Raw genomic sequence first — 22,083 nt, 5'->3', positions numbered from 1 at the left:
CCTGCGACCCATGCTTGATGTTACGCGTGCTGAGTTGGAGGCCTATGCGACTGAACATCAGTTGATCTGGATCGAGGATCCTTCCAACCAGGATCGACAATTCTCGCGCAATTACCTGCGTCACCAGGTGTTCCCGGTGTTGACCTCGCGCTGGCCGCAAGCGATGGCAACCATGGCTCGCAGCGCTGCGCATTTGAGTGAGGCGCAGGGGCTGCTTGATGAACTGGCACAGATCGACCTGAGCCAGGCGTGCACTGTCAGTGAATTCGATTGGCTGGGTTTGCCGTCGCTGGAACTGACCTCACTAAAAAATCTTTCCGCCGCGCGTCAACGCAATGCACTGAGTCACTGGCTTGAATCGCTGACTCGACTGCCGGACAGCGACCATTGGTCGGGTTGGGAAGATTTACGCGATGCCTCCGGCGATGCCCGGCCGATCTGGCGGCTGGAGGAGGGCGAATTGCATCGGGCGGGTGGACGGATCTGGTGGTTGTCCGGTAGCTGGTTGCGCGGTTCGCCCCCGGTTGCCGCATGGCCCGAGCCCTCGCTGCCGTTGGCGTTGCCTGGTAATGGCGTACTCACACTCACCGGGCAAATCCCCGATGGTCCTTTGCAGATCCGCTATCGTGAAGGAGGAGAGGTGATGGAGTTGCCGGGTCGAGGGCATCGCGACTTGAAACGTTTGCTCAACGAACGCGGGGTGCCGCCGTTCGTGCGCGGCAGATTGCCGCTGTTGTTCAAGGGCGGGCAATTGCTGGCGGTGGCGAGCCTGCCCGGGCTGGATGGCAGTGCGGCGGGTGGCTGGAATTTGCATTGGCGGCCAATGGGCGAAGATCAAGGTTTGAGCTGAAAGGGGCTTTCCGGTAGACTACGCTCCCTTCTTGATACAACTTCTGTGGATTCGCCTGAATTGCAGGAGTTGCCGATTACCAAGCAGTCTTTGCTGGGCGATTCCAAAAAATGTGTAGCGAGCAACGTACCGGTGTTTCATCTTCCGGTCTGTCCCAACGCGGCGGTTTTTTTGAAAGGTGCACTGTGATTAATGCAGGTGATCGGGGGCTTCGGCCTTCCTTCGCTTTCCCCGGCGGCTCGGACCGCTTTAACGCAGACTTCTAGGGTTTTTCATGACGCGCTACATATTCGTCACGGGCGGTGTTGTTTCTTCATTGGGGAAAGGCATTGCATCGGCATCATTGGCGGCCATCCTGGAGGCGCGGGGACTTAAGGTCACCATGCTGAAGCTGGATCCGTACATCAACGTCGACCCGGGCACCATGAGCCCGTTCCAGCACGGTGAAGTGTTCGTCACCCACGACGGCGCCGAGACCGACCTGGACCTGGGCCACTACGAGCGGTTCATCCGCACGACCATGACCCAGAACAATAACTTCACCACCGGCCGTGTCTACGAGCACGTGCTGCGCAAAGAGCGCCGTGGCGATTACCTGGGCGCCACCATTCAGGTGATCCCGCACATCACCGACGAAATCAAGCGCCGCATCATCAAGGGCGCCGGCGATGCCGACGTGGCCATGGTCGAGATCGGTGGCACCGTGGGTGACATCGAATCGCAGCCGTTCCTCGAAGCCATCCGCCAGCTGCGTTTCGAAGTCGGCGCCAAGCGCGCGATGCTGATGCACCTGACACTGGTGCCGTACATCGCCACCGCGGGCGAAACCAAAACCAAGCCAACCCAGCACTCGGTCAAGGAGCTGCGCTCCATCGGCCTGCAACCCGACGTGCTGGTGTGCCGTTCCGATCACCCGATCGACATCTCTTCCCGTCGCAAGATCGCGCAATTCACCAACGTTGAAGAGCGTGCGGTCATCGGCCTGGAAGACGCCGACACCATCTACAAGATTCCGGGCATCCTGCACGCCCAGGGTCTGGACGATTTCGTCGTCGAGCGTTTCGGCCTGCAATGTGGCGGTGCCGATCTGTCCGAATGGGAAAAGGTCGTCGATGCCAAGCTCAACCCTGAGCACGAAGTCACCATCGCCATGGTCGGCAAGTACATGGAACTGCTGGACGCCTACAAGTCGCTGATCGAAGCGATGAGTCACGCCGGCATCAGCAACCGTACCAAGGTCAACCTGCGCTACATCGATTCCGAAGACATCGAGAACCAGGGCACCGCGTTGCTGGAAGGCGTCGACGCGATCCTGGTTCCTGGCGGCTTCGGTCTGCGTGGCGTGGAAGGCAAGATCACCGCCGTTCAATACGCTCGCGAAAACAAGGTTCCATACTTGGGTATCTGCCTGGGCATGCAAGTGGCCGTGATCGAGTTCGCTCGTAACGTCATGGGCTGGAAAGACGCCAACTCCACCGAGTTCGATCGTGCAAGCGGTCACCCGGTCGTGGGTCTGATCACCGAGTGGGAAGATGCCACCGGCGCCGTCGAAATCCGTACCGAAGCGTCCGACCTGGGCGGCACCATGCGCCTTGGCGCTCAGGAATGCCTGCTCGAAGCCGGCTCCAAGGTGCACGATTGCTACGGCAAGGACGTCATTGTCGAGCGTCACCGTCATCGTTACGAAGTGAACAACAACCTGCTGCCGCAAATCATGGAAGCCGGCCTGAAAATCTCCGGTCGTTCCGGTGATGGCGCGCTGGTCGAAGTGGTAGAAGCGGCGGATCACCCATGGTTCGTGGCTTGCCAGTTCCACCCGGAGTTCACCTCGACGCCACGCGACGGTCATCCGTTGTTCAGCGGTTTCGTTAAAGCAGCTTTGGCTCAACACCAGAAGAAGGCTTGAACCTTATGGCGCAGAAGATCATCCGTGTAGGCGATATCGAGATTGCCAACGACAAGCCAATGGTGCTGTTCGGTGGCATGAACGTGCTGGAAAGCCGCGACATGGCGATGCAGGTCTGCGAAGAGTACGTGAAGGTTACCCAGAAACTGGGTATCCCTTACGTGTTCAAGGCCAGCTTCGACAAGGCCAACCGTTCCTCCGTGACCTCTTACCGTGGTCCTGGCCTGGAAGAGGGCATGCGGATTTTCCAGGACATCAAGCAAGCTTTCGGCGTGCCGATCATCACCGACGTTCACGAGCCTGACCAGGCCGCGGTCGTCGCTGAAGTCTGCGACATCATTCAGCTGCCGGCCTTCCTGTCGCGCCAGACCGACCTGGTGGTCGCGATGGCGAAGACCGGTGCGGTGATCAACATCAAGAAAGCCCAGTTCCTCGCGCCTCAGGAAATGAAACACATCCTGAACAAGTGCGTGGAAGCGGGTAACGATCAGTTGATCCTCTGCGAACGTGGTTCGAGCTTCGGATACAACAACCTGGTCGTCGACATGCTCGGCTTTGGCATCATGAAGCAGTTCGAATACCCGGTGTTCTTCGACGTGACCCACGCCCTGCAAATGCCGGGCGGTCGCGCTGATTCCGCTGGCGGTCGTCGCGCCCAGGTCCTCGATCTGGCGAAAGCCGGCATGAGCCAGTCCCTGGCCGGCCTGTTCCTCGAAGCCCATCCGGACCCGGACAACGCCAAATGCGACGGCCCCTGCGCCTTGCGTCTGGACAAACTGGAGCCATTCCTGGCCCAGCTCAAAGCTCTGGACGAACTGGTGAAGAGTTTTCCGACGGTAGAAACCGCGTAATCCTCATTTCTCCGGTAAAGTACCGCACGATTAAACGCTCAGGCCCTCGGGCTTGAGCCTTATCGTCCGCAAGTCTGCCCGCTGCAACTCACTTGCCGGCGATACAAGATTTCCTCTAGCTGCGTCGTTTTCGTCAACTTTGGAGTGTTTACAACAATGGCTAAAATCGTCGACATCAAAGGTCGTGAAGTTCTCGACTCCCGTGGCAATCCCACCGTGGAAGCGGACGTGCTTCTCGATAACGGCATCATCGGCAGTGCCTGCGCGCCGTCCGGTGCTTCCACTGGCTCGCGTGAAGCGCTCGAGCTGCGTGATGGCGACAAGAGCCGTTACCTGGGTAAGGGTGTACTCAAAGCCGTTGCCAACATCAACGGTCCGATCCGCGACCTGTTGAAAGGTACAGATCCAAGCGACCAGAAGGCGCTCGATCTGGCGATGATCAAGCTGGACGGTACTGAAAACAAAGGTTCCCTGGGCGCCAATGCCATCCTCGCCGTTTCCCTGGCCGCGGCCAAGGCAGCAGCACAGGACCAGGACCTGCCGCTGTACGCGCACATCGCCAACCTGAACGGTACCCCGGGTGTTTACTCGATGCCGGTTCCGATGATGAACATCATCAACGGTGGCGAGCACGCCGATAACAACGTCGACATCCAGGAATTCATGGTTCAGCCGGTTGGCGCCAAGTCTTTCTCGGAAGGCCTGCGCATGGGCACCGAGATTTTCCATCACCTCAAAGCCGTACTGAAGGCCCGTGGCCTGAGCACTGCCGTGGGTGACGAAGGCGGTTTTGCGCCAAACCTGGCGTCCAACGAAGATGCACTGAAAGTGATCTCCGAAGCCGTGGCCAACGCCGGTTACAAGCTGGGCACCGACGTGACCCTGGCACTGGACTGCGCAGCCAGCGAATTCTACGAAGACGGCAAGTACAACCTGTCCGGCGAAGGTCAGGTGTTCACCGCTGAAGGTTTCGCCGATTACCTCAAAGGTCTGACTGAGCGTTACCCGATCATCTCCATCGAAGATGGTCTGGACGAATCCGACTGGGCTGGCTGGAAAATCCTCACCGACAAGATCGGTGAGAAGACCCAGCTGGTAGGTGACGACCTGTTCGTAACCAACACCAAGATCCTGAAAGAAGGCATCGACAAAAAGATCGCCAACTCGATCCTGATCAAGTTCAACCAGATCGGCACCCTGACCGAAACCCTGGAAGCCATCCAGATGGCCAAGGCTGCCGGTTACACCGCCGTGATCTCGCACCGCTCCGGCGAAACCGAAGATTCGACCATTGCCGACCTGGCTGTGGGCACCTCGGCTGGCCAGATCAAGACCGGTTCGCTGTGCCGCTCCGACCGCGTTTCCAAGTACAACCAACTGCTGCGTATCGAAGAGCAGTTGAACGGCAAAGCCAAGTACAACGGTCGCGGCGAATTCCGCGGTTGATCGTTAGCTGATAAGAAAGACACCGGATTGTGTCGAAAAAATCGCTGAGGCGACGTTTTTGCCACTAATCTGATGCCTTGTAAGCACAAGCCTGGTTCTTCCAGGCTTCGTGCTATCAGTAGCTTCATGTTTTGGTATGGCTGTCTTTTTTCACTGGATACCTGATATTCGATGCGCAGTCCCAATTGGTTGTTCCTCGTCTTGCTCCTGCTGCTGGCTGGCCTGCAGTACCGCCTGTGGGTGGGTAATGGCAGTCTGGCGCAAGTGGCCGAGCTGACTCAGCAGATCGCGGATCAGCAGGCTGAGAACCAGACATTGCTGGAGCGCAATCGGGTGATGGACGCTGAAGTCAGTGAGTTGAAAAAGGGCATGGAGACCGTTGAAGAACGGGCTCGCCATGAGTTGGGCATGGTCAAGGACGGTGAAACCCTTTACCAGTTGGCCCAATGAACCTCGATTTGCCGGCCTTTTGGGCCGTGATTCCTGCCGCGGGCGTCGGAGCCCGAATGGCCGCGGACCGTCCCAAGCAATACTTGCAACTGGGCGGGCGCACTATTCTCGAACACAGCCTTGGCTGTTTCCTTGATCATCCTTGCCTCAAAGGCGTGGTGGTCAGTCTTGCTGTTGATGACCCTTACTGGCCGAACTTGGCCTGTGCCAGCGACCCACGGATTACCCGGGTCGAAGGCGGCGCCGAGCGTTCCGGATCGGTACTCAATGCATTGCTGCATTTGCACGCGCAAGGTGCCGGCGATGAAGATTGGGTATTGGTACACGATGCCGCGCGACCGAACCTCAGTCGCGACGATCTGGATAAATTGCTGGCTGAGTTGGCGGATGATCCGGTGGGTGGGCTGCTGGCGGTCCCGGCACGGGACACGCTCAAACGGGTCGACAAACGCGGTCGTGTCGTCGAAACCGTGGACCGCAGTGTGATCTGGCAGGCCTACACGCCGCAGATGTTTCGCCTCGGTGCGTTGCATCGGGCGTTGGCCGACAGCCTGGTGGCAGACGTCGTGATCACCGATGAAGCGTCTGCCATGGAGTGGGCTGGTATGGCTCCACGCTTGATTGAAGGTCGAGCTGACAACCTGAAGGTTACTCGCCCCGAGGATCTTGAATGGTTGAGGCAGCGTTGGGCTAACCGCCGCTAAAAGATCGCAGCCTGCGGCAGCTCCTACAGTAGACCGCATTCAAATGTAGGAGCTGCCGAAGGCTGCGATCTTTTGACCTTAAACCCGATACTCCGGCCTTTCCGCCAGCCCTTCCTTCAAATAATCCACTAGCTTGCGCACCTTCGGCGACAAATGCCGCTGCTGTGGATACAGCGCCCAAACGGCCGTATTCGGTGGTTGATGCGCTTCCAGCAGCGAAATCAGCGCGCCGCTTTTCAGATGTTCGAGCACGTAATAGTCCGGCAACTGGCACAGCCCGACACCCTGTAGCGCTGCGTCCAGCACCGCTTGCCCGCTGTTGCAGCGCCAGTTTCCCTGGACCCGTTGCGAAAATTCCCGCCCGTTCTGTTCCAGTTGCCACAGATCCGAACTGCCGATAAGGCAGTTATGACGGCTCAATTCCGACAAGCTGTGTGGGCGTCCATAACGTTCCAAGTAGGAGGGTGATGCGCACAGGAACATGCGTCGGGGTGCCAGGCGGGTAGCAACCAGTCGCGAATCCTGCAAACGCCCCAGACGGATCGCCAGGTCAAGGCCTTCATGCACCAGGTCGAGTTGGCGATTACTCAGTTCAATATCGATCCGCAGTTGTGGATAAAGCCCCATGAAACGCGTCACTAGCGGCACGATGAAGCGTTCGCCGTAAGCAACGGCACAGGTCATGCGCAGCATACCCTTGGGTTCGCTGGTCAGGTCGCCCACCGCTCGTAGCGCTTCTTCGCGGCCATCCTGCAAGCGTTGGCAATGTTGCAGGAAGGTTTGCCCGGCCTCGGTCAGGGTGACCCGGCGGGTACTGCGATAAAGCAGGCGGGTTTGCAGGCGCTCTTCGAGGCGTACAATTTGTCGACTGATGTGCGAGGAAGAAACCCCCAGGCGCTCGGCTGCCGCCGTGAACTGACTGCATTCGGCGACGGCCACGAATTCGTCGATACCTTCCCAGCGGTTTTCCGACATCTAGGATTATCCCTGTGTAGCAATAATGTTTTGCTTTTGTCCGGATTATTCACCGTAAGGCGCTGTATTACACTCCTTGTCTCGATTTTATTCACTGGAGAATCACCATGATCAAGTCACGCGCCGCCGTTGCCTTCGAGGCCAAGAAACCTCTGGAGATCGTTGAAGTCGATGTCGCCATGCCCAAGGCCGGTGAAGTGTTGCTGCGCGTGGTGGCTTCCGGAGTCTGCCATACCGATGCCTACACCCTGTCCGGTGCTGACCCGGAAGGCATCTTCCCGTCGATCCTCGGTCACGAAGGTGGTGCGATTGTCGAGGCGATCGGCGAGGGCGTGACGTCCGTCGCGGTGGGCGACCACGTGATTCCGCTGTATACCCCGGAATGCCGTCAGTGCAAATTCTGCCTGTCGGGCAAAACCAACCTGTGCCAGGCCATTCGCGCGACCCAAGGCAAGGGGTTGATGCCGGACGGCACTTCGCGTTTTTCCTACAAGGGCGAAACGATTTTCCACTACATGGGTACTTCGACGTTCTCCGAGTACACCGTGCTGCCAGAAATTTCCGTGGCCAAAATTGCCAAGGAAGCGCCGCTGGAAAAAGTCTGTCTGCTGGGCTGCGGTGTCACCACCGGCATCGGTGCCGTACTCAACACTGCCAAGGTGAAACCCGGTGATACCGTGGCCATTTTCGGCCTCGGCGGTATCGGTCTGTCGGCAGTCATTGGCGCCGTCAAAGCGAAGGCAGCGCGCATCATTGCCATCGACATCAACCCGGCCAAATTCGAGATTGCCAGGCAGCTGGGTGCAACCGATTGCGTAAACCCGAAAGACTTCGACCGTCCAATCCAGGAAGTCATCGTCGACATGACCGATGGCGGCGTCGACTTTTCCTTCGAGTGCATCGGCAACGTGCAGTTGATGCGTGCCGCGCTTGAGTGCTGCCACAAGGGTTGGGGCGAGTCGGTGATCATCGGTGTGGCCGGCGCCGGCCAGGAAATTTCCACCCGTCCGTTCCAGTTGGTCACCGGTCGCGTCTGGCGCGGTTCGGCGTTCGGCGGCGTGCGCGGCCGTACCGAGTTGCCAAGCTACGTGGAAATGGCTGAAGCCGGCGAAATCCCGCTGGATACGTTCATCACCCACACCATGGGACTGGAAGATATCAACAAGGCGTTCGACCTGATGCATGAAGGGAAAAGCATCCGTTCCGTCATCCATTTCTGAGGTCCGCCATGAGCCTGGAGAATATTTCCTGCCAGAAAAGTTTTGGCGGTTGGCACAAGCGTTATCGCCATCGCTCAGAAGTACTCGGCTGTGACATGGTGTTTGCGGTGTACCTGCCGCCGCAAGCAGAGCAGGGTGGCAAGCTGCCGGTGCTGTACTGGTTGTCCGGTCTGACCTGCACTGATGAAAACTTCATGCAGAAGGCCGGCGCGATGCGCATGGCCGCCGAATTGGGGCTGATCATCGTCGCGCCGGACACCAGCCCGCGCGGTGCCGATGTGCCGGGTGATCCGGACGGTGCCTGGGACTTTGGCCTCGGCGCCGGGTTTTACCTGAATGCTACCCAGGAACCCTGGTCGCGCCACTATCGGATGCATGACTATGTCGTGCAGGAGTTGCCGGCATTGGTCGAAGCCCATTTTCCGGCGTCGGATAAGCGCGGCATCAGCGGCCATTCCATGGGCGGCCATGGTGCGTTGGTCTGTGCCTTGCGCAATCCGGGGCGTTATCTGTCGGTGTCGGCGTTCTCGCCGATCAACAATCCGATGGACTGCCCCTGGGGACAAAAAGCCTTTTCCCGGTATTTGGGCGAGGACCGCTCGAAGTGGCGTGAATGGGATGCCTGTGCATTGATTGCCGAGGCCGACGAAAAGCTGCCGTTGCTGGTCGACCAGGGCGACCGCGACGATTTCCTCGCCACGCAGCTCAAGCCTGAAGCCTTGCAGCAGGCGACCAAACTGGCAGGTCACCCGCTGACGTTGCGCCTGCAACCCGGCTACGACCACAGCTATTTCTTCATCGCCAGTTTCATCGATGATCACTTGCGGCATCACGCGCATGCTTTGGTGTGAGACAGGACACTAGCTGACCAATAGCAGGTAGAATCACGCCCTGACAAAAATCGGGGCGTTTTTTTATGCGTATTGGCCACGGCTATGATGTGCACCGTTTCGCTGAAGGCGATTTCATTACTCTGGGCGGCGTGCGTATTGCACACGGCTTCGGGCTGCTCGCTCACTCCGACGGTGACGTCCTGCTGCACGCCTTGAGCGATGCCTTGCTCGGCGCTGCCGCGCTGGGTGATATCGGCAAGCACTTCCCGGACACCGACCCGAAATTCAAAGGCGCCGACAGCCGTGTGCTGTTGCGTCATGTCGTCGCACTGATCCACGCCAAGGGCTGGAAGGTCGGCAACGTCGATAACACCATCGTCGCCCAGGCGCCGAAAATGGCCCCGCATATCGAATCGATGCGTGCGCTGATTGCCGCGGATCTTCAAGTTGAGTTGGATCAAGTGAACGTAAAAGCTACCACCACCGAAAAGCTCGGCTTTGTCGGTCGCGAAGAAGGTATTGCCGTACACTCCGTTGCCTTGTTGCTGCGCGCATGAACGAAGCGCAATTGCTCGGCCCGCGGGCCTATGGTGACGCCCTCGGCACTGCGGTATTGAAAGCCATTGCGGAAGATTTCCAGGTCGACGAAGTCCTGGATATTCCTTTGAGCGGCGACGGCGAACACCTGTGGATCTGGGTGGAAAAACGTGGTCTGAATACCGAAGAAGCTGCACGGCGGATTGCGAAGGCCGCTGGCGTCCCGCTGCGCACCGTCAGTTATGCCGGGCTCAAGGATCGTCAGGCGCTGACACGTCAGTGGTTCAGCGTGCAGCTGCCGGGCAAGGCTGATCCGGACCTGTCGGCGGCAGAAAACGACACACTGAAAATCCTCAAGACCAGCCGGCACAAGCGCAAGCTGCAACGCGGCGCGCATTCAGCCAATGGCTTCACCTTGCGCCTGACGCAGTTCGCTGGCGACAAAGCGGCCATCGAAGAACGTCTGCAACTGATCGCCAAACAAGGCATCCCCAACTATTTCGGCGCCCAGCGCTTCGGGCATGACGGCGGTAACGTGGTCGACGCCAGGGCCTGGGCCGCACGCAAGGCCCTGCCCGAGCAGCGCAATGTGCGTTCACGCCTGCTCTCGACCGCCCGCAGTTTTCTGTTCAATCAGGTGTTGGCTGCGCGGGTTGCCGATGGCAGCTGGCAGCGTGCCCAGGTCGGTGATCTGCTGGCGTTCACCGATAGCCGCAGCTTTTTCCCGGCCGGTGAGGCCGAGTGCAGCGATCCGCGCCTGGCGATTCTCGATCTGCACCCGACGGGTCCGCAGTGGGGCGAAGGTGACTCGCCGGCCACGGGCGTTGTCCATGAGTTGGAGCAGGCAATCGCCGCGCGCGAAGCAGACCTTCGCGATTGGTTGATTAACGCCGGTATGAGCCACGAACGTCGCATCCTGCGGCTGCCCATTGCCGGGTTGACGTGGCATTATCCCGAGCCTGACATTCTGCAACTGGAATTCGTCCTGCCGGCCGGATGCTTCGCTACCGTATTGGTGCGCGAGCTTGTTGATCTGGTGCCGGTGGGGCAGACGGACAGCCCATGCGTATTCTGATTTCTAACGACGATGGGGTAACCGCACCCGGTCTCGCCGCGCTTTATGCTGCGCTGGCGGATTACACCGAATGCGTGGTTATCGCCCCGGACCAGGACAAAAGCGGCGCCAGCAGTTCGCTGACGCTCGACCGTCCGTTGCACCCGCAGACGCTGGCCAATGGCTTTATCAGCGTCAACGGCACCCCGACCGATTGTGTGCACCTGGGCCTCAACGGCCTGCTGGAACGCGAAGCGGACATGGTGGTTTCCGGGATCAACCTGGGCGCCAACCTGGGGGACGATGTCCTGTATTCCGGCACCGTGGCGGCGGCGCTTGAAGGACGCTTCCTGACGCGTCCCGCATTTGCCTTTTCGTTGGTCTCCCGGCAGGTCGATAACCTTCCCACGGCTGCTTACTTTGCGCGCAAACTGGTCGAGGCCCATGCGGATCTCGAACTGCCACCGCGTACGGTACTGAACGTAAACATTCCCAATTTGCCGCTGGAACACATCCGCGGGATCCAGTTGACTCGCCTGGGCCATCGCGCCCGCGCAGCCGCACCGATGAAAGTGGTCGATCCGCGTGGCAAGTCCGGATACTGGATTGCCGCCGCGGGGGACGCTGAAGACGGCGGCCCGGGAACCGATTTCCACGCGGTGATGCAGGGTTATGTTTCCATCACTCCACTGCAACTGGATCGCACCTTCAATGATGCCTTCAGAAGTCTCGATGGCTGGCTGGAGGAGTTGCGCTAATGTCTCGTGAGCAAGACGATATGCTGCGTCGCGGTATCGGCATGACTTCGCAACGGACGCGCGAGCGCCTCATTCAGCGCTTATATGAAGAAGGGGTGTCCAACGCCAGGGTGCTGGAAGTCATCCGTCGTACACCACGTCACCTGTTCGTCGATGAAGCGCTGGCGCACCGTGCCTATGAGGACACTGCGCTGCCGATCGGGCATAACCAGACCATCTCCCAGCCTTATATGGTGGCTCGCATGAGCGAGTTGCTGCTGGAGGCGGGGCCTTTGGACAAGGTGATGGAGATCGGTACAGGATCGGGCTACCAGACTGCGGTGCTGTCGCAGCTGGTTGAGCGAGTGTTTTCCGTCGAGCGCATCAAGGTGTTGCAAGACCGGGCCAAGGAACGCCTGGTCGAGTTGAACCTGCGCAACGTGGTGTTTCGCTGGGGCGATGGTTGGGAGGGATGGCCGGCGCTGGCACCGTACAACGGCATTATCGTGACGGCGGTCGCGACCGATGTACCTCAGGCGTTGCTCGATCAATTGGCACCCGGTGGGCGCCTGGTGATCCCGGTCGGGTCCGGTGAAGTACAACAATTGATGTTGATCATTCGCGAGGAGCATGGGTTTTCCAGGCGTGTTCTCGGGTCGGTTCGTTTCGTCCCGCTGCTCAATGGGCCACTGGCCTGAGCATTTATTTCAACGCGCTGAATTCTCTTCGATGGCCTTTGTCTTACAGCGGCGTCGATTGGTTAAACGGGTTGTTTTGTCAGGCAGCAAACGTGTGCGCGAGGCCATTTCGCTACATTAAGGGTAAAGAGTGCACGGCCCGTTATACTTGCGACATTTCATGCCGGAACGCGGCAAATCACATTTTCAGCCACCACAAAGGGAGCGGCGGGTGAGTCTCACAGTCATTGCGCAGCGTATGGGTAAAACGAGCTTTCAGCGCCTGGTGACTGGCCTTGTCATGAGCACCTTGCTGGTCGGTTGTTCCAGCAACAAATCCAGCGATGTTCGCGTCGTCGATCGCAACAATGCCGTCGCCCAGCGTCCGGCAGTGACGACGGGGCAGTACGTCGTGCGCCCCAAAGACACTTTGTTCTCGATCGCCTTTCGCTACGGTTGGGACTACAAGGCCCTCGCGGCACGCAACAACATTCCTGCGCCCTACACGATCCGTCCGGGGCAGACGATTCGCTTCGATGGCCGCAGTGGTTCAACGCCGACAGCGGTGGTCAGTTCGTCCAATTCCACGCCGTCGTCCTCGAGTAAAACCACGGTGTTCCGTCGTCCGGTCGACGGTGCCACTACGACCACGCCGGTGGTTGTACCGTCCGTCGCCAACAAGCCGGCACCCGCTCCACTGCCTCCCCCGGGTCCGGCCCCGACCGGCTGGGGATGGCCATCTAATGGCATTTTGATTGGCAAATTCTCTTCAAACGGTAGTTTGAATAAAGGAATTGATATCGCCGGAGATTTGGGACAGCCTGTTTTAGCTGCGTCTGACGGGACGGTGGTATACGCCGGGAGTGGCTTAAGGGGCTACGGCGAATTAGTCATCATCAAACACAGTGAAACCTACGTCAGTGCCTACGGACATAACCGCAGGCTGTTGGTTCGGGAGGGGCAGCAGGTCAAGGTCGGACAGACAATTGCCGAAATGGGGTCAACGGGTACAGACCGGGTGAAACTGCATTTTGAGATTCGCCGCCAAGGTAAACCTGTAGATCCGCTGCAATTCCTGCCACGTCGTTGATTGCTACCAGCCTGTTCCGTCACGTAGAGGGGACAGGCTCCAGCGTTGCCAAGGATAAAGGCGCCGCTTGAGCTTGAGGTCGAACTCACCAAAGGACTATAACAATGGCTCTCAGTAAAGAAGTGCCGGAGTTTGACATCGACGATGAGGTTCTCCTGATGGAGACCGGCATCGATTCGGATTCGATGTCGAATGATGAAGGGGCGGCTCCACCTTCCGTTCGTGCCAAATCCAGACACTCCGCTTCGTTAAAGCAACACAAGTACATCGACTACACGCGGGCACTCGATGCTACGCAGCTGTACCTCAATGAAATCGGCTTTTCCCCTCTATTGTCCCCCGAAGAAGAAGTTCATTTTGCGCGCCTGTCGCAAAGTGGTGATCCGGCCGGGCGCAAACGCATGATTGAAAGTAACCTGCGATTGGTGGTGAAAATCGCCCGGCGTTACGTCAATCGTGGCTTGTCGCTGCTCGATCTGATCGAAGAGGGCAACCTCGGCTTGATCCGGGCGGTGGAGAAGTTCGACCCCGAGCGCGGCTTCCGCTTTTCGACCTACGCAACCTGGTGGATTCGTCAGACCATCGAGCGCGCGATCATGAATCAGACCCGGACCATCCGGTTGCCGATCCATGTGGTCAAGGAGCTCAACGTTTACCTGCGGGCCGCACGGGAGTTGACGCAAAAACTCGACCACGAACCCTCACCCGAAGAAATTGCAAACCTGCTGGAAAAACCGGTGGGAGAGGTCAAGCGCATGCTGGGCCTGAACGAGCGGGTTTCTTCGGTCGATGTCTCGCTAGGTCCGGATTCGGATAAGACCCTGCTGGATACCCTTACCGACGATCGCCCTACCGATCCATGCGAACTGTTGCAGGATGACGACCTGTCCCAGAGCATCGATCAGTGGCTCTCGGAGTTGACCGACAAGCAACGTGAGGTGGTTGTACGCCGCTTCGGTTTGCGCGGCCATGAGAGCAGTACCCTCGAAGACGTAGGCCTGGAAATCGGCCTGACCCGGGAACGGGTCAGACAGATTCAGGTTGAAGGCCTGAAGCGTCTTCGGGAGATCCTGGAGAAAAACGGTCTGTCGAGCGAGTCGTTGTTTCAGTAACAGGCTCGTGTAACACGCAACAAAAAGCCCCGACTAGTTCGGGGCTTTTTGTTGTCTGGACGCCGGCTCACGCTCGTCAGTGTCGTTACCTCGGGATTGTTGTTTTGCGTTGTAAGTCTTAGCTTACTCTTTCGTAAGTGTTCGTTATTTTTACACAGTGGCAGTCCGCCATATTTCGGCTGCAGTGGTTTTATCTGACTGATTCATATGCTTATTTTAGTTGGTTAACAGCATATGACAGGCGATTTCAGCGTCTGGAGCCGATTGCTCTTGGCTACGAACACTCTAGTATTCGGGTTGTGTCGACGGACAGACACGCCCTTCAAGGACGAGGGGAAAGGACATCGCAGGAAGCGATTCATCAGGACGATGAAAAGGACCACAGGGAATAGGGAAAAAATGTGGGCGGGTCAAACCGCCCCTTTTTTTGCCCGTAGAAAAGCAAAAAGGCCCTTGTGGGGCCTTTTTCGGGAACGCGTGGGTAATCAGCGTTCGAGGAGTTCCAGCTTGCTGCTGCCTACAGATTTGCTTATCTCGCGATCGAACTCTTTTGCATTGGGCAGCGCATCTTTCCTTTCGGTGATGTTCGGCCAGACCTCGGCCAACTCCAGGTTCAATGCGATGAAGTTCTGCATGCCGTCAGGGACTTCATCTTCGGAGAAGATGGCCACGGCAGGGCATTCAGGTTCGCACAGTGCGCAGTCGATGCACTCATCCGGGTGAATCACCAGGAAGTTCGGGCCTTCGTAAAAGCAGTCCACCGGACAGACTTCTACGCAGTCGGTGTACTTGCACTTGATGCAGTTGTCGGTGACGACGAAGGTCATTTCTAATTTTCTCCTCAGGCGCGGCTTGCTGCGCCCCTTCACGTAGGGGTCGCAAGGTTCGGGAGCGATAGTCTGCAGGCCAGGCTAAAAGCCTGCAGCATCCCAAACCGCGCGAGATTCTAACAGCTTGCAAGCCTATGCGTTAGATCCGTGTCTTTAGTGTATAGAGCATTTCGAGCGCACGACGCGGCGTCATGTCGTCCAGGTCCAGCTTGGCCAGTTCATCCAGTACCGGGTGTGGCAGGCTGGCAAACATATCGCTTTGCTGTGGAGCGGCCGGTTTGCCTTTGGTCGGTTTGGGCGCTTCATGGGGCAGGGCGGTGTCTTCCAGCCGGCTCAAATGCTCGCGGGCGCGCACGATCACTTCACTTGGCACACCGGCCAACTGCGCCACCGCCAGGCCGTAGCTCTGGCTGGCAGGCCCGGGCAGCACGTGGTGCAGGAAGACGATGCGTTCGTTGTGCTCAGTGGCATTGAGGTGCACGTTGGCCACCAGGGGTTGGGCTTCCGGCAGGACCGTCAGCTCGAAGTAGTGGGTGGCGAACAGCGTGTAGGCTCGCAAGTGCGCCAGTCGCTCCGCTGCTGCCCAGGCCAGGGACAAGCCGTCGAAAGTACTGGTGCCCCGTCCGACCTCGTCCATCAGCACCAGGCTACGCTCGGTGGCGTTGTGCAGGATGTTGGCTGTTTCGCTCATTTCGACCATGAAGGTCGAGCGCCCGCCTGCCAGGTCATCGCTGGAGCCGATCCGGGTGAAGATCCGGTCGACCAGAGACAATTCACAGCTGGCCGCCGGGACGAAGCTGCCGATATGGGCCAGCAGTACGATCAGCGCGGTCTGACGCATGTAGGTGGATTTACCGCCCATGTTGGGACCAGTGATTACGAGCATGCGCGTGTTGTCATCAAGGCTCAGGTCATTGGCCACGAACGGCGTGGTCAGTACTTGCTCGACCACCGGGTGGCGACCCTGACTAATGCGCATGCACGGCTCGCTAACGAAACGTGGGCAGTTCAAGTCGAGGTTCAGCGCGCGCTCGGCCAGGTTGCTGAGCACGTCCAGCTCGGCCAATGCCCCGGCGGTGTCCTGCAGCGGCGGCAATTGTGCGATCAGGTCTTCGAGCAGCGCTTCGTAAAGCATCTTCTCCCGGGCCAGGGCGCGACTCTTGGCCGACAGCGCCTTGTCTTCGAAGGCCTTGAGTTCCGGCGTGATAAAACGCTCGGCGCCCTTGAGGGTCTGACGGCGGATGTAATCGGCGGGCGCTGATTCGGCTTGCTTGCTCGGCAGCTCGATGAAGTAACCATGGATGCGGTTGTAACCGACCTTCAAGTGTGACAGACCGGTGCGTGCCTTTTCTCGGGCTTCGAGGTCGATCAGGAACTGCCCGGCGTTTTCGCTGAGCGACTGCAACTCGTCAAGTTCGCTGTCGTAACCGGTCTTCAACACGCCGCCGTCGCGGATGACCGCCGGCGGGTTGTCGATGATGGCTTTTTCCAGTAGCGCGGCCAGTTCCGGGTAGGTGCTGGTGATGGTCGCCAGTTGTTGCAGGTGCGGGGCTTCAAGCTCGGTCATCGCCACTTGCAGCTCAGGCAGGGCACCGAGGGCATCGCGCAGGCGGGCGAGATCCCGAGGACGGGCGTTGCGCAGGCCGATCCGCGCGAGAATCCGCTCGATGTCGCCGATTTCCTTGAGTTGCGGTTGCAGCTTTTCGAAACGGTAGGCGTCGAGCAGGCAGGTGATCGACGTCTGGCGGGCCAGCAAAACCGTCAGGTCACGCAGAGGACGGTTCAGCCAACGGGTCAGCAATCGGCTGCCCATGGCGGTCTGGCAACGGTCTACCACCGATTGCAGCGTGTTGTCACGACCCCCGGCCAGGTTGGTATCCAGTTCCAGGTTGCGACGGCTCGCACCGTCCAGCACCACGGTGTCGTCCAGGCGTTCATGGCGCAGGCTGCGCAAGTGTGGCAGGGCGGTGCGCTGGGTTTCTTTCGCGTAAGCCAGCAGGCAACCGGCAGCGCCGATGGCCAGGGTCAGGTTCTCGCAACCGAAACCTTTCAGGTCCTGGGTGGAAAATTGTTGGCACAGACTTTTCAGCGCCGAATCGCGCTCGAAATCCCACGGTGCACGGCGACGAACCCCACGACGCTTCTCCGCCGGCAGATCCTTCGGCCAGTCATCCGGGATCAGCAATTCCACCGGATTGACCCGCTCCAGTTCCGCCAGCAGGTTTTCCCAGCCCTTGATTTCCAGCACGCTGAAGTTGCCGCTGGTGATGTCCAGCACCGCCAGGCCGAACAGGCGCTCATCACCCAGCACGGCCGCGATCAGGTTGTCGCGACGCTCATCCAGCAGCGCCTCGTCACTCACCGTCCCCGGCGTGATGATCCGCACCACCTGGCGTTCCACCGGCCCTTTGCTGGTGGCTGGGTCGCCAACCTGTTCACAGATCACCACCGATTCGCCGAGCTTCACCAGTTTCGCCAGGTAACCTTCGGCGGCGTGGTAAGGAATCCCGCACATCGGAATCGCCTGACCGGCCGACTGCCCACGGGCAGTCAGGGTGATGTCCAGCAACTTGGCGGCCTTCTTCGCGTCCTCATAGAAGATCTCGTAGAAGTCGCCCATGCGGTAGAACATCAACTGATCTGGGTGCTGGTTCTTCAGGCGCCAGTACTGCTGCATCATTGGCGTGTGTGAGGACAGGTCGGAAACGGCTTTATTCATTAGGGGTCGGAAAACTCGTTGAAAGGTGTGGGGCAAAGGTGGGGCATCGGCCCGGCTTTTCCGCGATGGGCGCAAGATTAACATGGGCGGTCTGCCGGACGCAGGCATGAACGCCGCGTGGTCCATTCCTGCTTGTTTATGCACTGCTAATGCAAATCTGCATTTGTCTTCTTCGAAAAGAACAAGCACTATGCGCGTTATGCAAAAACGCAATGTTTCTACCGTCTTAAGAGCGCTGCTCGATCAGCACGGGATCTCCCCCACGGAGCTTCACCGTCGCACCGGCGTGCCTCAATCCACTCTCTCGCGGATCCTCAGCGGGAAGATCGTCGATCCTTCGGATAAACACATTTCGAAGATCGCCGAGTACTTCGCCGTGAGCACCGACCAGTTGCGCGGCCGCGCGGAAGTCGCGCCGGCGGCCGGTGGCGGACGCGATCAATTGCATTCGGAACTCAAGGACATAAGTCTGTGGGACGACGATACGCCCGTCGATGATGATGAGGTGTCGGTCCCCTTTCTTCGCGAGGTTGAATTGGCTGCGGGATCGGGAAGATTCGTCATCGAAGAGAGCGAGCGCTCTAGCCTGCGCTTTGGCAAGCGCAGCCTGCGCCATAACGGCGTGCAGTTCGACCAGGCCAAATGCGTGACCGTGCGTGGCAACAGCATGTTGCCGGTGTTGCGTGACGGTGCCACGGTCGGGGTCAATGCCGGCAAATGCGGGATTGGCGACATCATCGATGGCGACCTCTATGCAATCAACCACAATGGCCAGTTACGGGTGAAACAGCTTTATCGTCTGCCTACCGGTATTCGTCTACGCAGCTTCAACCGTGATGAACATCCGGACGAGGACTACAGCTTCCAGGAAATGCAGGAAGAGCAAATCGTCATCCTCGGTCACGTCTTTTGGTGGGGCATGTACGCCCGCTAACCTCACAACTGTCAGATAAAACCCGCCATCACGCGGGTTTTTTTTCGCCTGTCAAAAGTCGCCAGCGCCTGTGTGTGCGGACGTTTCATGCGTTGATGCATGTGCATCGCATAAATAAATGCATTTGTGCATTGACTGTATATGCATCCATGCATATTCTTTGTCTCAAGCCGCTCAACAAAGCGGTTTGAAACGAAGCTCTTTAGTTCCACCAAAAAAGGCAGCGATGAACCGGCCTCAACGGTTCAGAGGGTTGGCAACTGACCCGGGTGTGCAGCGTAAAGCACCAGAAGCAGTTATCCGGCGGGCAGGGGCCGCGGTCGGAGGAACAATTTGAACGGACCCGTACCGCGCCAGTAGCGCCGAAAGGTCGACTTCACTTCTCGCGTTTGGGCGAAGGCGAAGGACCGCATTACTGAAAAGCCTGATGCGAGTCGGGCTTTTTGGAATGCCTGCCTTCCATCAATCACTCAACAGACAACGTCTGAACCCCACACATCAATCAGGCGATGGATCGCCTGGATGAGTTGCGCGCCTTGCAGGCATTGCGCGAGCCTTTGCCGCTGGTCGACGGCATTGGTCGTAACTGGGGCTTGTGGCGCATCAACAACTTAACGGAGAACCAGAGCCTGGTTATCGATGACGGCACGGCGATGGTGATTGATTGGACGATCGAGTTGGCGGAGTTCACCCATGCGTAGAGTCAGAAGTGTTGCCGGCGATTCGGTGAACCTGCTGCTGTTTCGGCAGCTGGGTCGAAGTGACGATGCAGTAGAAGAAGCCTTTTGGCGCCTCAATCCGACGCTGGCCGAACACGCAGTCATATTGCCCGCAGGCGTCTGGATGGTCCTGCCGGAAATCGATTCCCGACCCATTGCGACCCGACCGATATCGGCCTGGGACTGAGGAGGCTCTATGGCTCTGGGATTTACCCCGGCAGTGGAAATATATGGGGCCAATGCGGCCCTGCTCAATGAACGATTACTCAGTTGGCAGCACATCGATGCGGCGGGGATCGAGTCCGATCAGTTGACGCTGACGATCGATCTGCACGGATTGGAGGGGCTGCCGGATCTGGGTGGAAAAATCGGCTTGCGGGTTGGTTATCTGGAGTCGGGGCTGGTGGATAGAGGCCAGTTCGTGATCAGCCGCCGCACGCCCAAACTGTTTCCCCTGACGTTGACACTGGTGGCCACCGCAGCACCGTTCAGTGTGGCGGACGAAACGGGTTTCAAGTTACGTCGATCCGTCAGCCACGGCCCGACGACCCTCGGCGCGTTGTTTCGTCTGCTGACGTCCCGCCATGGATTCTCTCCTCGTGTCGCGCCCGATCTGGCCATGATCAAGATTGAACACATCGATCAGTCCAACGAAACCGACATGGGCTTTCTGACGCGTCTGGCCTGGATTCACGACGCGGTGGCCAAGCCGATCAACGAGCTGTATGTGCTGGCGCGGCGTGGTCAGGCCAAATCGCTGTCGGGCAAGGTCCTGCCGAACATTCAACTGTCGGTGACGACGAACAATCACCCGGATGACCACGCCTTCATCGCCGCTACCCTCGATGAAACCGCCCGGGCGAAGTATCAGGGTTGCAAAATCAGTTGGTGGGACGCGGCGGCAGGCAAGGAACGCAGTGTCGAAAGCGGCATCGCACCGTTCAAGACCCTGCGTCGTCGCTGCCAGAATGCGCAGGAGGCCTTGGCAACCTGTGAAGGCGAAGTGCGCCGGATGATGCGCGAAGCACTCAAGGTGAACATTGATTGTCCAGGCAATCCCGGTCTTTCAGCCGAAGGGATCGTGGTGCTGGACGATACCTGGCCCGACTTCATGCGTGGGCGCTGGTCAATCGACAAGGTCACAGCCAGTGGCGATCGAAAAGACAGCTATCGCTGCAAAATCGCGGCAACTTGCCTGGGTTCGGTGACATAACACGACGCAACAATTGCACGGGCCACGCTCGCGCGTCGTGACGGTAACCTCGTACTCAGCCGGGTTTGTCAGCCGCAAGAAATATTGCGCAGGTGTTTGCCGAACAATCCCCAACTTGTGAATCTCAACCTTTACTCACCGGACCGAGCGATGCCTCTCACTGAGCAACAGCTACTCAAGATTTTCCCCAACGCCCGCCCCCAAGCGGGCGTTTTCATTTCCGTCCTCGACGACGCCATGGCTCACCACAACATCAATACGCCCACGCGTATTGCCGCCTTTCTCGCGCAGGTCGGCCATGAGTCGGGGCAGTTGCACTACGTACGTGAACTGGGCAGCGATCAATACTTGAGCAAATACGACACCGGGGCGCTCGCCGGGCGCCTGGGCAACACGCCGGAACCCGACGGCGACGGGCAACGCTATCGCGGTCGTGGCCTGATCCAAATCACGGGGCGCAATAACTATCGTCAATGCAGCCTCGGGCTGTTCGGCGACGAACGTCTGCTTGCCCAGCCAGAACTGCTGGAACAACCGCAGTGGGGCGCTGAATCCGCAGCCTGGTTCTGGGAGCAAAACGGCCTCAATGAACTGGCCGATCGTGGCGAGTTCAACAGCATCACCCGTCGCATCAATGGTGGACTGAACGGGCTGCAGGACCGCTTGCAACTCTGGGCGAGGGCGAGGGCGGTGTTATGTCAGCCTTCGGTTTGATTGCGACGCCTTACCGAATTATCGGTGCAGTTGTGTTACTGGTCATTTTGGCCGGTGGCCTGGCCTAGCGCATTCAGGATTGGCGTTATGGCCAGCAACTGGCAGAGCAGGCGAGATTGCACGGTGAAACGCTGAATCAACTGACCCTGGTCGCAGCGATGCGGCAACAAGCCGAACAGGACAGGCGCCTGGCCCTCGAGCAGCGGCTTTCGGCCAGCGAACAAACCCATTACCGAGTGCTGAGCGATGTTCAACGTGATCAGGATCGCCTGCGCGATCGTCTTGCCACTGCTGATGTGCGGCTGTCAGTCCTCCTCGATGCCGGTGCAGGTGCAGTGTCAGATACCTCCAGCGCCGGCGGCATGGATCATGGCACCGTACGCGCCCGACTTGACCCGGCGCATGCTCAACGAATTGTCGCCATCACCCATGACGGCGACCGTGGATTGATTGCCTTGCAGGCCTGTCAGGCCTATGTCAGGACGATCATCCGCTAACATCTTGTTCGACCC

At 58.7% G+C, this 22,083-nt stretch carries 21 protein-coding genes and 2 pseudogenes; 20 read left to right on the top strand and 3 right to left on the bottom strand.

Going from position 1 to position 22,083, the window contains the following annotated elements; translation table 11 throughout:
• The 6 genes from tilS to ispD form a co-directional block, all read left to right on the top strand.
• Nucleotides 1–850 (top strand): tRNA lysidine(34) synthetase TilS (tilS, locus tag FFS64_RS28220; RefSeq protein WP_171017152.1); only part of this gene is annotated, 850 nt, incomplete at its 5' end.
• Between the two features lie 274 nt (nucleotides 851–1,124).
• Complete coding sequence (locus FFS64_RS28215) at nucleotides 1,125–2,756, top strand: CTP synthase (protein WP_137808037.1); 1,632 nt, start codon at nucleotides 1,125–1,127, stop codon at nucleotides 2,754–2,756.
• 5 nt (nucleotides 2,757–2,761) lie between these two features.
• Complete coding sequence (gene kdsA, locus FFS64_RS28210) at nucleotides 2,762–3,607, top strand: 3-deoxy-8-phosphooctulonate synthase (RefSeq protein WP_008019782.1); 846 nt, start codon at nucleotides 2,762–2,764, stop codon at nucleotides 3,605–3,607.
• A 156-nt stretch (nucleotides 3,608–3,763) separates the two neighbouring features.
• Nucleotides 3,764–5,053 carry a phosphopyruvate hydratase gene (eno, locus tag FFS64_RS28205; protein ID WP_095197077.1) on the top strand — a complete coding sequence of 430 codons (1,290 nt, stop codon included), beginning with the start codon at nucleotides 3,764–3,766 and terminating at the stop codon, nucleotides 5,051–5,053.
• A gap of 171 nt (nucleotides 5,054–5,224) precedes the next feature.
• Nucleotides 5,225–5,503, top strand: a complete 279-nt coding sequence (gene ftsB / locus FFS64_RS28200; protein ID WP_008057335.1) for a cell division protein FtsB — start codon at nucleotides 5,225–5,227, stop codon at nucleotides 5,501–5,503.
• Nucleotides 5,500–6,207: a 2-C-methyl-D-erythritol 4-phosphate cytidylyltransferase gene (gene ispD, locus FFS64_RS28195; RefSeq protein WP_137808036.1), complete on the top strand. Its 708-nt coding sequence runs from the start codon at nucleotides 5,500–5,502 to the stop codon at nucleotides 6,205–6,207. The genes ftsB and ispD overlap by 4 nt, the downstream gene beginning before the upstream one ends.
• A 78-nt stretch (nucleotides 6,208–6,285) precedes the next feature.
• Here the strand turns inward: ispD and FFS64_RS28190 are convergent, their stop codons facing one another.
• Nucleotides 6,286–7,182 carry a LysR substrate-binding domain-containing protein gene (locus tag FFS64_RS28190; RefSeq protein ID WP_137808035.1) on the bottom strand — a complete coding sequence of 299 codons (897 nt, stop codon included), beginning with the start codon at nucleotides 7,180–7,182 and terminating at the stop codon, nucleotides 6,286–6,288.
• A gap of 107 nt (nucleotides 7,183–7,289) precedes the next feature.
• Between FFS64_RS28190 and FFS64_RS28185 the strand changes: the two genes are divergently transcribed.
• The 8 genes from FFS64_RS28185 to rpoS all read left to right on the top strand — a co-directional run bounded on the left by FFS64_RS28185 (nucleotide 7,290) and on the right by rpoS (nucleotide 14,442).
• Nucleotides 7,290–8,402, top strand: a complete 1,113-nt coding sequence (locus FFS64_RS28185; RefSeq protein ID WP_137808034.1) for an S-(hydroxymethyl)glutathione dehydrogenase/class III alcohol dehydrogenase — start codon at nucleotides 7,290–7,292, stop codon at nucleotides 8,400–8,402.
• 8 nt (nucleotides 8,403–8,410) lie between these two features.
• Nucleotides 8,411–9,253, top strand: a complete 843-nt coding sequence (gene fghA, locus FFS64_RS28180) for an S-formylglutathione hydrolase (protein ID WP_137808033.1) — start codon at nucleotides 8,411–8,413, stop codon at nucleotides 9,251–9,253.
• Nucleotides 9,254–9,318: 65 nt separating this feature from the next.
• Complete coding sequence (gene ispF, locus FFS64_RS28175) at nucleotides 9,319–9,792, top strand: 2-C-methyl-D-erythritol 2,4-cyclodiphosphate synthase (protein ID WP_137808032.1); 474 nt, start codon at nucleotides 9,319–9,321, stop codon at nucleotides 9,790–9,792.
• The gene (gene truD / locus FFS64_RS28170; protein ID WP_137808031.1) at nucleotides 9,789–10,847 is read left to right on the top strand and encodes a tRNA pseudouridine(13) synthase TruD; all 1,059 of its coding nucleotides are present in this window, start codon (nucleotides 9,789–9,791) and stop codon (nucleotides 10,845–10,847) included. Before ispF ends, truD begins: the two co-directional genes overlap by 4 nt.
• Nucleotides 10,835–11,584, top strand: coding sequence for a 5'/3'-nucleotidase SurE (gene surE, locus FFS64_RS28165; RefSeq protein ID WP_137808030.1), 750 nt, complete (start codon nucleotides 10,835–10,837; stop codon nucleotides 11,582–11,584). The genes truD and surE overlap by 13 nt, the downstream gene beginning before the upstream one ends.
• Nucleotides 11,585–11,625: 41 nt before the next feature.
• Nucleotides 11,626–12,261 (top strand): protein-L-isoaspartate(D-aspartate) O-methyltransferase, encoded by a 636-nt coding sequence (locus FFS64_RS28160; RefSeq protein ID WP_171017153.1) that lies wholly within the window; start codon nucleotides 11,626–11,628, stop codon nucleotides 12,259–12,261.
• A gap of 211 nt (nucleotides 12,262–12,472) precedes the next feature.
• Nucleotides 12,473–13,330 (top strand): peptidoglycan DD-metalloendopeptidase family protein, encoded by an 858-nt coding sequence (locus tag FFS64_RS28155; RefSeq protein ID WP_137808028.1) that lies wholly within the window; start codon nucleotides 12,473–12,475, stop codon nucleotides 13,328–13,330.
• A 104-nt stretch (nucleotides 13,331–13,434) separates the two neighbouring features.
• The gene (gene rpoS, locus FFS64_RS28150; protein ID WP_095197068.1) at nucleotides 13,435–14,442 is read left to right on the top strand and encodes an RNA polymerase sigma factor RpoS; all 1,008 of its coding nucleotides are present in this window, start codon (nucleotides 13,435–13,437) and stop codon (nucleotides 14,440–14,442) included.
• A 485-nt stretch (nucleotides 14,443–14,927) separates the two neighbouring features.
• Here the strand turns inward: rpoS and fdxA are convergent, their stop codons facing one another.
• Complete coding sequence (gene fdxA / locus FFS64_RS28145) at nucleotides 14,928–15,269, bottom strand: ferredoxin FdxA (RefSeq protein WP_137808027.1); 342 nt, start codon at nucleotides 15,267–15,269, stop codon at nucleotides 14,928–14,930.
• A gap of 142 nt (nucleotides 15,270–15,411) precedes the next feature.
• The gene (gene mutS, locus FFS64_RS28140; RefSeq protein WP_137808026.1) at nucleotides 15,412–17,991 is read right to left on the bottom strand and encodes a DNA mismatch repair protein MutS; all 2,580 of its coding nucleotides are present in this window, start codon (nucleotides 17,989–17,991) and stop codon (nucleotides 15,412–15,414) included.
• A gap of 199 nt (nucleotides 17,992–18,190) precedes the next feature.
• Here mutS and FFS64_RS28135 point away from each other — a divergent pair, with 199 nt between their 5' ends.
• From FFS64_RS28135 to FFS64_RS28110, 6 genes and pseudogenes are all read left to right on the top strand, one after another.
• On the top strand, nucleotides 18,191–18,925 hold the full coding sequence (locus FFS64_RS28135) for an XRE family transcriptional regulator (RefSeq protein ID WP_137808038.1): 735 nt from the start codon (nucleotides 18,191–18,193) through the stop codon (nucleotides 18,923–18,925).
• Between the two features lie 503 nt (nucleotides 18,926–19,428).
• Nucleotides 19,429–19,626 (top strand): annotated as a pseudogene (locus FFS64_RS28130) (phage tail protein); the annotation flags it as partial.
• Nucleotides 19,619–19,831, top strand: a complete 213-nt coding sequence (locus FFS64_RS28125) for a tail protein X (RefSeq protein ID WP_137808025.1) — start codon at nucleotides 19,619–19,621, stop codon at nucleotides 19,829–19,831. The pseudogene FFS64_RS28130 and the gene FFS64_RS28125, both read left to right, overlap by 8 nt.
• A 9-nt stretch (nucleotides 19,832–19,840) precedes the next feature.
• A complete protein-coding gene (locus FFS64_RS28120; protein ID WP_137808024.1) occupies nucleotides 19,841–20,857 on the top strand; it encodes a phage late control D family protein in 1,017 nt (338 codons plus the stop codon).
• A gap of 150 nt (nucleotides 20,858–21,007) precedes the next feature.
• Entirely contained in the window at nucleotides 21,008–21,571 is a 564-nt protein-coding gene (locus tag FFS64_RS28115; protein WP_137808023.1) for a glycoside hydrolase family 19 protein, read from the top strand.
• Nucleotides 21,553–22,068 (top strand): annotated as a pseudogene (locus FFS64_RS28110) (lysis protein). Before FFS64_RS28115 ends, FFS64_RS28110 begins: the two are co-directional and overlap by 19 nt.
• The last annotated feature ends 15 nt before the right edge of the window (nucleotides 22,069–22,083 follow it).

This window comes from Pseudomonas sp. G(2018) (genome assembly GCF_005502415.1).
GTDB lineage: Bacteria > Pseudomonadota > Gammaproteobacteria > Pseudomonadales > Pseudomonadaceae > Aquipseudomonas.
The sequence above is the reverse complement of the archived record's forward strand: the minus strand, read 5'-3'. Positions and strand labels throughout refer to the sequence as shown.

Bases quoted from the DNA above. Each gene is read 5' to 3' on its own strand.
- FFS64_RS28215 (WP_137808037.1), top strand. From the start codon at position 1,125: ATGACGCGCTACATATTCGTCACGGGCGGTGTTGTTTCTTCATTGGGG.
- kdsA (WP_008019782.1), top strand. From the start codon at position 2,762: ATGGCGCAGAAGATCATCCGTGTAGGCGATATCGAGATTGCCAACGAC.
- eno (WP_095197077.1), top strand. From the start codon at position 3,764: ATGGCTAAAATCGTCGACATCAAAGGTCGTGAAGTTCTCGACTCCCGT.
- ftsB (WP_008057335.1), top strand. From the start codon at position 5,225: ATGCGCAGTCCCAATTGGTTGTTCCTCGTCTTGCTCCTGCTGCTGGCT.
- ispD (WP_137808036.1), top strand. From the start codon at position 5,500: ATGAACCTCGATTTGCCGGCCTTTTGGGCCGTGATTCCTGCCGCGGGC.
- FFS64_RS28190 (WP_137808035.1), bottom strand. From the start codon at position 7,182: ATGTCGGAAAACCGCTGGGAAGGTATCGACGAATTCGTGGCCGTCGCC.
- FFS64_RS28185 (WP_137808034.1), top strand. From the start codon at position 7,290: ATGATCAAGTCACGCGCCGCCGTTGCCTTCGAGGCCAAGAAACCTCTG.
- fghA (WP_137808033.1), top strand. From the start codon at position 8,411: ATGAGCCTGGAGAATATTTCCTGCCAGAAAAGTTTTGGCGGTTGGCAC.
- ispF (WP_137808032.1), top strand. From the start codon at position 9,319: ATGCGTATTGGCCACGGCTATGATGTGCACCGTTTCGCTGAAGGCGAT.
- truD (WP_137808031.1), top strand. From the start codon at position 9,789: ATGAACGAAGCGCAATTGCTCGGCCCGCGGGCCTATGGTGACGCCCTC.
- surE (WP_137808030.1), top strand. From the start codon at position 10,835: ATGCGTATTCTGATTTCTAACGACGATGGGGTAACCGCACCCGGTCTC.
- FFS64_RS28160 (WP_171017153.1), top strand. From the start codon at position 11,626: ATGACTTCGCAACGGACGCGCGAGCGCCTCATTCAGCGCTTATATGAA.
- rpoS (WP_095197068.1), top strand. From the start codon at position 13,435: ATGGCTCTCAGTAAAGAAGTGCCGGAGTTTGACATCGACGATGAGGTT.
- fdxA (WP_137808027.1), bottom strand. From the start codon at position 15,269: ATGACCTTCGTCGTCACCGACAACTGCATCAAGTGCAAGTACACCGAC.
- mutS (WP_137808026.1), bottom strand. From the start codon at position 17,991: ATGAATAAAGCCGTTTCCGACCTGTCCTCACACACGCCAATGATGCAG.
- FFS64_RS28135 (WP_137808038.1), top strand. From the start codon at position 18,191: ATGCAAAAACGCAATGTTTCTACCGTCTTAAGAGCGCTGCTCGATCAG.
- FFS64_RS28125 (WP_137808025.1), top strand. From the start codon at position 19,619: ATGCGTAGAGTCAGAAGTGTTGCCGGCGATTCGGTGAACCTGCTGCTG.
- FFS64_RS28120 (WP_137808024.1), top strand. From the start codon at position 19,841: ATGGCTCTGGGATTTACCCCGGCAGTGGAAATATATGGGGCCAATGCG.
- FFS64_RS28115 (WP_137808023.1), top strand. From the start codon at position 21,008: ATGCCTCTCACTGAGCAACAGCTACTCAAGATTTTCCCCAACGCCCGC.